The organism is Breoghania sp. JC706 (assembly GCF_037026715.1).
Taxonomy (GTDB): Bacteria; Pseudomonadota; Alphaproteobacteria; order Rhizobiales; family Stappiaceae; genus Breoghania.
In genome coordinates, this window is sequence record NZ_JBANCG010000015.1 from 28,065 (window position 1) to 40,007 (window position 11,943).

General features: G+C 66.1%; 9 protein-coding genes. 4 read left to right on the forward strand and 5 right to left on the reverse strand.

The annotated features are described in order from the left end of the window. Window positions 1-81: 81 nt before the first annotated feature. From phaZ to rph, 4 genes are all read right to left on the reverse strand, one after another. Entirely contained in the window at window positions 82-1,731 is a 1,650-nt protein-coding gene (gene phaZ, locus V2L18_RS22305) for a polyhydroxyalkanoate depolymerase (protein ID WP_336180559.1), read from the reverse strand. 539 nt (window positions 1,732-2,270) lie between these two features. Continuing rightward, a complete protein-coding gene (gene hemW / locus V2L18_RS22310) occupies window positions 2,271-3,422 on the reverse strand; it encodes a radical SAM family heme chaperone HemW (RefSeq protein ID WP_336180560.1) in 1,152 nt (383 codons plus the stop codon). After that, entirely contained in the window at window positions 3,419-4,069 is a 651-nt protein-coding gene (gene rdgB, locus V2L18_RS22315; RefSeq protein ID WP_336180561.1) for an RdgB/HAM1 family non-canonical purine NTP pyrophosphatase, read from the reverse strand. Before rdgB ends, hemW begins: the two co-directional genes overlap by 4 nt. 10 nt (window positions 4,070-4,079) lie before the next feature. Further along, on the reverse strand, window positions 4,080-4,793 hold the full coding sequence (gene rph, locus V2L18_RS22320; RefSeq protein ID WP_336180562.1) for a ribonuclease PH: 714 nt from the start codon (window positions 4,791-4,793) through the stop codon (window positions 4,080-4,082). Between the two features lie 203 nt (window positions 4,794-4,996). On the opposite strand from rph, the gene hrcA reads away from it, so the two are divergent. The 4 genes from hrcA (at window position 4,997) to V2L18_RS22340 (ending at window position 10,581) form a co-directional block, all read left to right on the forward strand. Beyond that, window positions 4,997-6,088 carry a heat-inducible transcriptional repressor HrcA gene (gene hrcA / locus V2L18_RS22325; protein ID WP_336180563.1) on the forward strand — a complete coding sequence of 364 codons (1,092 nt, stop codon included), beginning with the start codon at window positions 4,997-4,999 and terminating at the stop codon, window positions 6,086-6,088. An 8-nt stretch (window positions 6,089-6,096) separates the two neighbouring features. Next, the gene (gene moeB / locus V2L18_RS22330) at window positions 6,097-6,888 is read left to right on the forward strand and encodes a molybdopterin-synthase adenylyltransferase MoeB (RefSeq protein ID WP_336180564.1); all 792 of its coding nucleotides are present in this window, start codon (window positions 6,097-6,099) and stop codon (window positions 6,886-6,888) included. A 473-nt stretch (window positions 6,889-7,361) separates the two neighbouring features. Continuing rightward, entirely contained in the window at window positions 7,362-9,791 is a 2,430-nt protein-coding gene (gyrB, locus tag V2L18_RS22335; RefSeq protein WP_336180565.1) for a DNA topoisomerase (ATP-hydrolyzing) subunit B, read from the forward strand. A 442-nt stretch (window positions 9,792-10,233) separates the two neighbouring features. Continuing rightward, window positions 10,234-10,581: a hypothetical protein gene (locus V2L18_RS22340; RefSeq protein ID WP_336180566.1), complete on the forward strand. Its 348-nt coding sequence runs from the start codon at window positions 10,234-10,236 to the stop codon at window positions 10,579-10,581. An 11-nt stretch (window positions 10,582-10,592) separates the two neighbouring features. Here the strand turns inward: V2L18_RS22340 and V2L18_RS22345 are convergent, their stop codons facing one another. Continuing rightward, window positions 10,593-11,669: a 4-oxalomesaconate tautomerase gene (locus V2L18_RS22345; protein ID WP_336180567.1), complete on the reverse strand. Its 1,077-nt coding sequence runs from the start codon at window positions 11,667-11,669 to the stop codon at window positions 10,593-10,595. Between the last annotated feature and the right edge of the window lie 274 nt (window positions 11,670-11,943).

The window sequence follows — 11,943 nt, forward strand, 5'->3', positions numbered from 1 at the left end:
CGCGCGGGTTCCTATGCGGATTCCGGCGCTGATTTCGGCGCGGACCCGGGCGCGTTACCATTGGCACGCGGGTCCGCCGTCTCAGCCGAGCGCCTTTGCCTGTGCGACCCAGTCATCGCGAATGGCACGCCCGCGAAGAGAGAGTTTCTCGTCAAGCTCGGCAAGCTGCGCCGCGCTCAGGGCCGCGATCTGCCTCATGTGGTAGATCCCGGCGCCGTTGAGTGCCGCCGCCAGCTTCGGACCGATGCCGGAGATGCGCTTCAGGTCGTCCGGTTCGCCGTCGGGCGCGGCAAGCGTGATCGCGGCGAGACCGGCCGGAACGGCCTGCAGCCGGGCTGCGGGCTTTGCCGCGTGTTTGGGTGCGGGGGCTGCGGCAGGCTTTGCGGCTGCGGCCCCCGCCCCCGCCCCCGCACCCGCACCCGCCGAGGAGGCTGCGGAAACCGCTGCGCGCCCCGGGGCCTGTACGGGGGCGTTCGCCGGCGAGCGATTGGAGCGGATGAAGTCGGCGATGCGCGGGGCGATTTCTGAGCGGAAGCGCGAACCGTTGAAAACGCCGTAGTGCCCGACGCCCTCCTGCATGTAGTGGGCCCGCTTTTCGTCGGGAATGTTGCTGCACAGCCGGTGCGCGGCGCGCGTCTGGCCGATGCCGGAAATGTCGTCCTTCTCGCCCTCCACGGTCAGCAGCGCCGTGTTGCGGATGGCGGCAGGCTCCACCGGTCGCTCTCGGTGCATCATTTCGCCCTTCGGCAGCGCGTGGTCGATGAACACCGTCTCCACCGTCTGCAGGTAGAACTCGGCCGTCAGGTCCATCACCGCCATGTACTCGTCATAGAACTCGCGGTGCTTTTCCGCGCTGTCGCCGTCGCCGGTGACGAGGTGGTTGAAGAAGTCGTTATGGGCGATGAGATGGCGGTCGAGGTTCATGCTCATGAAGCCGGAGAGCTGCAGGAAGCCCGGATAGACCTCGCGCATGACACCCGGCAGCGGGAACGGCACCTGCATGATCACGTTGCGCTTGAACCAGTCGATCCCGTTCGTCATCGCAAGGTCGTTGACGGCGGTGGGGTTTTCGCGCGTGTCGATCGGCCCGCCCATCAGCGTCATGGTGTTGGGGGCGTACGGGTCCCCGTCCGCCTCCATCACCGAAACGGCCGCGAGCACGGGCACCGCCGGCTGGCACACCGCCATCACGTGGGTGTCGCCGGCCAGGCGGTGCAGCATGGAAATGACATAGTCGATGTAGTCATCGAGATCGAACAGCCCGTCCGACAGCGGCACCTGGCGGGCGTCGATCCAGTCGGTGATGTAGACGTCGTGGGTCGGCAGGAAGGCTTCCACCGTACCGCGCAGGAGCGTCGCGTAGTGGCCGGACATCGGCGCGACGATCAGCAGCTTGGGGTCGTTGCGCGGCTTGTCGAGGGCACGCTGGAAATGGATCAGCCGGCAGAACGGACGCTGCCAGACGATTTCCTCGTGCACCGGCACCTTCACGCCGCCGACGCGGGTGGACCCGAAGCCGAAGGTCGGCTTGCCGTAGCGCCGCGTGACGCGCTCGAACAACTCGCACGCCGCCGCCACACTGCGCCCCATGGGCGTGTGCGATGCCGGGTTGAGCGGGTTCTTGAAATAGAGCCGGGTGACATCCGCGGCCGCCCGCATGGGACTGAGCGCCGCATGGTTCATCTCGTAAAGCTGATAGTACGGCACCTGCATGAAGTCATGAAGGTTCATTGCCAGCGTCCCCTTGGTTATTTTTGCAATGCAACATGTTAAAAGGGATTTGGCCGCGCGCGCAACTGAAAGTGACACCGGTTCGGGCAATTGCCTATTTAGACGGCAAAGATCGGATACTTTGGGAGATGGCGGAGCGGCCGGCCACAACCGGAGACGGGTTACGCGCTTTCGACCATTCGCCCTCATGCCGCTGCGCCGTCATTGCCCGGCGAAGTCCGGGCAATCCACCGTCAGCCGCAGAATCCAGCGCGCGCTGGATCACCCGGACTTCGCCGGGTGATGACGATGGAGAGTGATGAAAGCGCATAGAATTCGGTACAAGAACCGGCCACCACTTCCGGGCCAACCTTTGGAGCGATTTCTTGAGCGTATGCCGATCGGATTGGTTCAATCCGATCGGCATACGCTCTAGCCGGGCAACCTCTTTCATCATCTTGATGTCATCCCGGCCGCAGCGAAGCGGAGAGCCGTGACTCAGTAATCGGGATGCCCGGGTCTGGCAGAATGCCTCATTCGGCGGAGCCGACCCGCTTCGCTCAGGCCGCCAGGTCGGCCACCACCGCATCGAGCACGAAGAAGCCGTCGCGCGTGGCGCGCACGCGGGTGTCGTCCATCCGCTCCACCATGCCGTGGAAGACGAGGTCGTTCAGCCGGCGCGGGTCGAGACGGCGGCCGGAAAGCTTCTCGTAGCGGGCGAGATCGACGCCTTCCACGAGCCTGAGGCCCATGATCAGGTACTCGTCGCCCTGCTCTTCCATGGTCAGCACCTGATCCTCGATCATGCCGTGGCCCTGACGCTCCACCTTTTCCAGCCAGGTTTCGGGATGCAGTTCGGTGGCCGTCGCCCGCTTGCCGTTGCCGCCGGTCAGGCGGCCGTGCGCGCCGGGGCCGACGCCGACATAGTCGCCGTAGCGCCAGTAGACGAGATTGTGTCGGCACTCCGCGCCCGGAACGGCGTGGTTGGAAATCTCGTAGGCCGGCATGCCGTGGGCTTCGCAGGTGGACAGTGTCGCCTCGTAGAGATCAGCAGCCGCATCCGGATCCGGCACGACGAGCTTGCCCGCCTCGTAGAGCTTGAAGAACGGCGTGTCGTGCTCGATCGTCAGCTGGTAGAGCGACAGGTGATCGGCCGCGAGGCCGATGGCGCGTTCAAGCTCGGCGCGCCAGGCTTCCGGCGTCTGGCCGGGCCGCGCGTAGATGAGATCGAAGGAAAGCCGCGGAAAGGTCTCGCGCGCCGTCTCGATGGCGCGAAGCGCGGTGTCGACGTCGTGCAGCCGGCCGAGGAACCTGAGTTCCGCGTCGTTCAGCGCCTGAACTCCCAGCGAGACCCGGTTGACGCCGGCGGCCCGGTAACCGCGGAAACGGTCCGCCTCCACGCTCGACGGGTTCGCCTCCATCGAGATCTCGACATCGCTCGCGAGCGTCCAGTTCTTGGCGACCGAGCCGAGGATCGCCTCCACCGTCTGCGGCTTCATCAGCGAGGGCGTGCCGCCGCCGAAGAAGATCGAGGTGACTTCGCGTCCGCGCGTCTGGCTTGCGAAATGGGCAAGCTCGGTCGCGAACGCTTTCGCGAAGCGCTCCTGGTCGATCGCCTGGTGGCGAACGTGGGAATTGAAGTCGCAATAGGGGCACTTGGCCGCGCAGAACGGCCAGTGGATGTAGATCCCAAATCCCGGGTCTTGCGTCATATGGCGCGTGTCGGCTCCAGGCAGGCGTCGGCGAAAAGCTTGAAGGCGCGGGCGCGGTGCGACAGCGGATCGGCCTCGCCCGCACTCCAGCCGTGCTTTTCCTCCGCGCTCATTTCGCCGAAGGTGCGCTCGTGGCCCTCCGGCAGGAAGACGGGATCGTAGCCGAAGCCTTGCGCGCCGCGCGGCGGCCAGACCAGCGTGCCGGCAATCTCGCCCCGGAAGGTCTCCACGTGGCCATCGGGCCAGGCAAGGCACAGCGCGCAGACGAAACGGGCGGTGCGCTTGTCGGGCGTGGAGGCGCCCGCCTGCTGGAGCTTTTCCTCCACGTTGCGCATGGCCATGGCGAAATCCTTGTCGGGCCCCGCCCAGCGCGCGGAATAGATGCCCGGATCGCCGCCCAGCGCATCGACCGAAAGGCCGGAATCGTCGGAAAGCGCCGGCAGGTTCGCAGCCGTGGCGGACGCGCGGGCCTTCAGCTCCGCGTTCGCCTCGAACGTGGTTCCCGTCTCCTCCGGCTCGGGCAGGCCGAGTTCGCCGGCGGAGACCACCTCCATGCCGAAGGGCTCCACCAGCGCACGGATTTCGCGCAATTTGCCCGCATTGTGGCTGGCGAGCACGAGACGGCCGGGCGTGAGGGTGCGGGTCATTGCGCTTGCCTTAAAGGATCGCCATCTTCTGGAGATCGACAAGGCGGGAGATGCCGCCCTGGGCGAGTTCCAGAAGCTGGTTGAATTCGGCGACGGAGAACGGCGCGCCTTCCGCCGTGCCCTGGATCTCGACGAGGCCGCCGGCGCCGGTCATGACGAAATTGGCGTCCGTGTCGGCGTCGCTGTCCTCCAGATAGTCGAGGTCGAGGACGGGCGTGCCACCATAGATGCCGCAGGAAATCGCGGCGACGTGGTCCTTCAGGACCGGCTTCGTCACCATGTCGCGGGCGCGCATCCACTCGATGCAGTCGTTGAGCGCGACCCAGGCGCCGGTGATCGAGGCGGTGCGGGTGCCGCCGTCGGCCTGGAGAACGTCGCAGTCGACGGAGATCTGGCGCTCGCCCAGCGCTTCCAGATCGACCACGGCGCGAAGCGAGCGGCCGATCAGGCGCTGGATTTCCTGGGTGCGGCCGGACTGCTTGCCGGCGGAGGCCTCGCGGCGCATGCGCTCGCCGGTGGCGCGCGGCAGCATGCCGTATTCGGCGGTCACCCAGCCGCGGTTCTGGCCGCGCAGCCAGGGCGGAACGCGCTCTTCCAGGCTTGCCGTGCACAGCACGTGCGTGTCGCCGAACTTGACGAGGCAGGAGCCTTCCGCGTGCTTGGAAACGCGGCGCTCGAGGGTCACGGGCCTGAGTTCGTCGGCGGCACGCTTGGAAGGTCGCATGAAAGGTCTCCGTTTCGGCCGGGCCGCAATCCGTCAGAGGCGCGGAAAGAGGCGCTCGGGTCCGGGATCATTGGCGAGCCTTGTAGCCGCGCCGAGCAAGCCGCGTAAAGGGGCCTTGCCCACTTGTCGGCACTTGGGACTAAATATAGTCAATCCGGCAGCGAAACGGTCCAGCCGGCCGATTGCAAGTTTGAGAGAAACGAATGCGGGATCTGAGCAAGCCAGCCGTATCGATCGAAACCCCCGGCGGGGGGCTGCGCGACCTCGACGACCGGTCGCGCGAGATCTTCCGCTCCATCGTCGAGACCTATCTGGAAACCGGCGAGCCGGTGGGCTCGCGCAACGTCTCGCGCATCCTGCCGATCAGCCTGTCGGCGGCCTCGGTGCGCAACGTGATGTCGGATCTGGAGCATCTGGGCCTCCTGTTCTCGCCCCACACCTCCGCCGGCCGCCTGCCGACGGACCTGGGCCTGCGCTTCTTCGTCGATGCGCTTCTTGAGATCGGCGACGTTACCCGCGACGAGCGCGAGGCGATCGAGGCGCGCGTCAAGGCGTCCGGCGACATGCGCGGCGTGGAACAGGTGCTGACCGAGGCGAGCCAGATGCTGTCCGGCCTTTCCCACGGGGCGGGCGTGGTGCTGACCCACAAGTCCGACACCCGCATGAAGCACATCGAGTTCGTCCGCCTGGAGCCGACCAAGTCGCTCGTCGTGCTGGTCTCCGAAGACGGAACGGTGGAGAACCGCATCATCGACCTGCCGGAGGGGCTGCCGGCTTCCGCGCTGGTGGAGGCGTCGAACTATCTCAACGCCCATATCCGCGGCCGCTCGCTGGCCGAGGCGCGCTCGTCACTCGAAGCGCAGCAGGACCAGCGCCAGGCGGAGATCGACGAGCTGACCCGCCGCCTCGTCGATCAGGGGCTTGCGACCTGGGCCGGCAACGAGACCGGGCGCCATGACACGCTGATCGTGCGCGGGCGCTCCAACCTGCTCGATGCCGCAACGGTAGAGGACATGGAACGCATCCGGCTGCTTTTCGACGATTTTGAAAGCAAGCGCGAACTGATACAGCTTCTGGGAGCGGCGGAACGCGGCGAGGGGGTTCGCATTTTCATCGGTTCGGAGAACAAGCTGTTCTCGCTGTCCGGCTCCTCGCTGATCGTCTCGCCCTACCGCGACAAGGAACAGCGCATCGTTGGCGTTCTGGGTGTCATCGGACCGACGCGGGTGAACTACGCCCGGGTCATCCCCATGGTCGATTACACCGCCAGGGTCGTCAGCCGGCTGCTGGGATAGGAAATTTCATGGCACTTTCGCCTGAGGAACTCGACCGCTACGCGCGGCATATCGTCCTGCGCGATGTCGGCGGCCCCGGCCAGCAGAAGTTGAAGGCAGCGCGCGTGCTGATCATCGGCGCCGGCGGCCTCGGCGCGCCGATGATCCAGTATCTGGCCGCTGCCGGCGTCGGCACCGTCGGCATCGTCGATGACGACATCGTCTCGCTGTCGAACCTGCAGCGCCAGATCATCCACGACACGGATGCGGTGGGTGAGCCGAAGGTGGAGAGCGCCAGGGCGGCGGTCGCCCGGCTCAATCCGCATGTGAACGTCGAGACGCACCGGATGCGCATCACCCCGGAAAACGCGCAAGAGCTGATTTCCGCCTATGACATCGTCGCCGACGGTTCGGACAATTTCGCCACGCGCTACTGCGTGTCCGATGCCGCCTTTTACGCCAAACGCCCTCTGGTGACGGCGGCGATCGGCCAGTTCGACGGCTCGCTGACGACGCTCAAACCCTACCTTGCGGGCGAAAACGGCAAGCCGAACCCGACCTACCGCTGCCTCTTCCCCGACCAGCCGCCGGAAGGCCTTCTGCCGACCTGCGCCGTCGCTGGCGTGCTCGGCGCGCTGCCCGGCATCGTTGGCACCATGCAGGCGATGGAGGTGATCAAGGAGATCACCGGCCTCGGCGAGGATCTCGTCGGCCGGCTGATCCTCTTCGACGCCCGCTCCATGCGCATGGAAACCATCCGCTACGCCTGGTCGGCGAAGAATCCGCTGAACGGCGCCGCGGCTGGGGCGGTGAAAGCCTAAGGGGGCCTGACGGCCCGGCGGACCCGGATCGCGGAGCTTTCGGGTGCGGCCCATCCTTCGAGACGCCCGCTGATGCGGGCTCCTCAGGATGACGTTGCATGTGCTGAGAGTTTTATCGGAATAACAACACGATAACGTCATCCTGAGGAGGCCTGACAAGGCCGTCTCGAAGGATGGGCGACCTGCTTCCGTCCAACGATGCGACACTCTCACCGCCCAATCGGACGTTACGGCCTGCGAGACGACACCACCCGCCCTGTGATACCCACCCGCCCCGTTGCGGCGCCTGCCTTCACCCCGCCGCCATCGTGCGTCACAACGGCTGCGAAACGATCCCGTCGAGGCGGCTCGGGGCGGGCTGACGCGGGCACGCGGGGAACGCGCGGATTCACACGCGTTTTCCTTATGTTGAACCCGCGCTCAAAGCCCTTATAACCTATCGCACACATTCAAATTGCAGGTCGCTGATTCGCATGAACGATACACCGAGAAACGGCAACGGCGCGGACGAGTACGGCGCGGGATCCATCAAGGTCCTCAAGGGCCTGGACGCCGTGCGCAAACGCCCCGGCATGTATATCGGCGACACCGACGACGGTTCCGGCCTGCACCACATGGTCTACGAGGTGGTCGACAACGCCATCGACGAGGCGCTTGCCGGCTGGGCGGATCTGGTGAAGGTGACGCTGAATGCCGACGGTTCGGTCACCGTGACCGACAACGGCCGCGGCATCCCGACGGAGATGCACGAGGAAGGCGTCTCGGCGGCCGAGGTCATCATGACCCAGCTGCACGCCGGCGGTAAGTTCGACCAGAATTCCTACAAGGTCTCCGGCGGTCTGCACGGCGTCGGCGTTTCCGTGGTCAACGCGCTGTCGACCACGCTGAAGCTTGTCATCCGCCGCAACGGCCACGTCCATTCCATGACGTTCACCCACGGCGTGGCCGACGCGCCGCTCGCCGTCATCGGTGATGCGGGCGAAGATACCGGCACGGAGGTGACCTTCCACCCCTCGCCGGAAACCTTCACCAAGCTCGATTTCGATTTCGACACGCTGGAGCACCGGCTGCGCGAACTCGCGTTCCTCAATTCCGGCGTCCGCATCCTTCTAACCGACAAGCGCGGCGTGGAGCCGAAATCGGTGGAGCTGCACTATGAGGGCGGGCTTGAGGCCTTCGTGCGCTACATCGACCGCGCCAAGCATCCGCTGATCGAGGATCCCGTCGTCATCAATACGGAGAAGGACGGCATCACGGTGGAGGCCGCGCTGTGGTGGAACGACAGCTACCACGAGCAGGTGCTGTGCTTCACCAACAACATCCCGCAGCGCGACGGCGGCACGCATCTGGCCGGTTTCCGAGGGGCGCTGACGCGCCAGGTCACCGGCTATGCGGAACGCTCGGGCCTCACCAAGAAGGAGAAGGTCGCGCTTTCCGGCGACGATTGCCGCGAGGGGCTGACCTGCGTGCTCTCCGTAAAGGTGCCGGACCCGAAATTCTCGTCCCAGACCAAGGACAAGCTCGTCTCCTCCGAGGTTCGCCCGGTTGTCGAGAATGCCGTCAACCAGGCGTTGGCCGAATGGTTCGAGGAGCATCCCGCCCCTGCCAAGACCATCGTCGGCAAGGTGGTGGAGGCGGCGGCTGCCCGCGAGGCGGCGCGCAAGGCGCGTGACTTGACGCGGCGCAAGGGCGCGCTCGACGTGGCCTCGCTGCCCGGCAAGCTCGCCGACTGTCAGGAACGCGATCCCTCTAAGGCCGAACTGTTCCTGGTTGAGGGTGACTCGGCCGGTGGCTCCGCCAAGCAGGGCCGCCACCGCGAAAACCAGGCGGTTCTCCCGCTCCGTGGTAAGATCCTCAATGTTGAGCGCGCGCGCTTCGACAAGATGCTGTCGTCAAACGAGATCGGCACGCTGATTACCGCGCTCGGCACCGGCATCGGCAAGGAAGAGTTCGCGCCCGACAAGCTGCGCTACCACAAGATCATCATCATGACGGACGCCGACGTGGACGGCGCCCATATCCGCACGCTTCTCTTGACGTTCTTCTTCCGCCAGATGCCGGAGCTGGTGGAGCGCGGGCACATCTACATCGCCCAGCCGCCGCTCTACAAGGTCAAGCGCGGCAACTCCGAGCAGTACCTGAAGGACGAGAAGGCGCTGGTCGACTTCCTCATCGCCACGGGTCTGGAAGACACCAGCCTGACGCTGAACAGCGGCGAAGTGCGCTCGGGTCCGGACCTGCGCGGCGTGGTGGAAGAGGCGCGTGCCATCTCCAACGTGCTCGACGGCCTGCATTCGCGCTACGACCGCAACGCGGTCGAACAGGCGGCGATCGCCGGCGCCCTGTCGCCGGAAATTCTCGAAGATCATGAGAAGGCGAAGGAAGCCGCCGCCTACATCGCCCGCCGGCTCGATATCCTCGCCGAGGAATTCGAGAAGGGCTGGGAAGGCGAGGCGAAGGACGACGGGTCGCTGGTCTTCACCCGCACGCTGCGCGGCGTGAAGGAGGTCGCAACCATCGACGCGGCCCTTCTGGATTCAGCCGACGCCCGCAAGCTCAACAGCTATCACGAGCATCTGTTCGAGGTGTACGGCAAGGCCGCCACCTTGAAGCGCAAGGACACCGCCCACGCCATCCGCGGCCCGCGCGCGCTGTTCAACTCGCTGCTGGCCTTCGGCCGCAAGGGCCTGTCGCTGTCGCGCTACAAGGGCCTGGGCGAGATGAACCCGGAGCAGCTGTGGGAGACGACGCTCGACCCGAACGCGCGCTCGCTCCTTCAGGTGAAGGTGCGCGAGGCGGATGCGGCCGACGATATCTTCACCAAACTGATGGGCGACGAGGTGGAGCCGCGCCGCGACTTCATCCAGGAAAACGCGCTCTCGGTGGTGAACCTCGACGTGTGAGGAAGCGCGCTTCCGGCCCCCAATCATCGCGCGTCATTCCTGTTTTTCAGGAAAACACGGAAATCGGGGCTCGATCTCTCCGCCGTCATCACCCGGCTTGGTCCGGGTGATCCAGCACGTGCAACGCGCGCCGCAGTCGGCAATGGATTGCCCGGACGGAGCCGGGCAATGACGGAAGAGAGATCGCGGAAAGAGCCGTCGCGCACCGGCGGGGGTCGCTCCGTCAGGCGGAGATTTCGCGCCCTCAGCCCTTGCCGAACCGTCTCAAGGCCGCATCTTTACTAGCGTGACGCGGAACGGCGTTTGCACTTAAGCTGGTTCCGGTCGTTCGCCCGGGCTGCGGCATGTCGTCTCCTTCCCCTGCGACAATTGATCGCCTTTCGAGGGGGAGGCCGACGCCCCAGAGTATCGGGCGGGCACGCGTTGAAGAGGAGGCTTCGCCTTGCGCACGTTCTTTCGCAATCCGCTGATCCGCCTGCTGGCCATCAACTGGCTCGCCGGGTTCGCCGTCACGGTGCTCATCGTGGGCGGGCTCTATCTGACCGACATGGGCGGGCTGTGGTCGCTGATCATGCGCTCGGAAATGCCGATCGTGCCGATCGCCATGCTGTTCTTCGGCTTCCTCATCACCTTCACCAGCGCCGCCATGGGCACGGCCGTCATGTCGATGCCGAGCGACGGCTCCGGCGGTGGTGGCGGCGGACGCCGTTTCAGGATCCGCGCACCCGAACTGGTGCCGGTCCCGGTCAAGGCGCAGGCCTGCAGCCAGGCCCGGATCCGGCGCGGATAGGTCGCGCCGCCTCACGGCAACGCGAAGACTGTCCCGTCGAAAAGCTTGCGCGCGGTGCGCACGATGCCGGAGCGCACCGGCACCGGAAGGCCGCCGCGCGTTTCCGTCTCGATTTCCACGCCGAGCTTGCCGGTCGGGTGCTCGATATCGGCCCGCAGCGGATTGGCCGTCGCGGGCGCCGCGACCTCGGCCGCCGTCGTGCCGGGCACCAGTGCCGCGGCTGCCACCGTCGCCGCCGCCAGCACGCCGATGGTCTCGTGCACCCGGTGCGGAATGAACGAGCGCGTGGCGATCAGCCCGCCCTCGCGCGGGGCCGAGACGAGGCACATCTTCGGCACGGTCTGCTTTTCCACGTCGCCGAGCCCCATCAGCGGCCCGCATTTGAGCCGGATGGCTTCCAGCCGCGCTTTCAGCGCCGCATTCTCCTCAAGCTCCGCAATCGTCTCCGCACCCGTCAGGCCGAGATCTTCCGCCTTGATGATGACATTGGGCATGCCGTTGTCGATCATGGTGACGCGCAGGCCGTCGATCTCGTCAACCGGGTTGCCGGTGGGCAGCAGCGCGCCGCACTGGGCGCCGGCGGTCTCGAAATAGTTCTGGATGACCGGCGCATGGGTGCCGGGCACCCCGTCGATCGCCGCATCGCCCGCATAGGCGACCTCGCCGCCGGGCGTGGACACGTCGAGATCGGCGCGGCTGTCGGAATTCACCATGTAGACGCGAACCGTCGTCACCCCGTCGTTTGCCGCGACCAGCCCGCGCTCGATGGCGAAGGGGCCGATGCCGGCGAGAATGTTGCCGCAGTTCTGGGTGTCGGAGACGATCGGCTTGTCGGGTGTGACCTGCAGGAACAGGTAATCGACGTCGACGCCCTCGCGTGTCGATGGGCTGACAACGGCGACCTTGGAGGTCAGCGGATGGGCGCCGCCGATGCCGTCGATCTGGCGCGGGTCGGGCGATCCCATGATCTTGAGCAGCAGGGCGTCGCGCTCCGCCCTGTCGGCCGGCAGGTCCGATTTCAGGAAATAGGCGCCCTTGGAGGTGCCGCCGCGCAGCAGCATGCAGGGAATGGCGATCTGGCTTGGCATCGAAATATCCCTCCGGGACACGGTTCAACCGAAAACATGCATCCAGTCGCCTCTCCCCATGGGAGAGGGCGCAGATGCGGCGGACGTCTCACCGGAAGCTGTCATTCCCGCGAAGGCGGGAATCCAGCATTCCAGAGACCTCCCCAGCGTGCCCGGGAACTCACCCCCGGGGGTGCTGGATCCCCGCCTTCGCGGGGATGACAGCCCGTAGGTGGATAGGCCGTGGGTGGAAAAGCCGTGGGTGACAGGCCGCGGATTGATAGGCCTCTGGCGG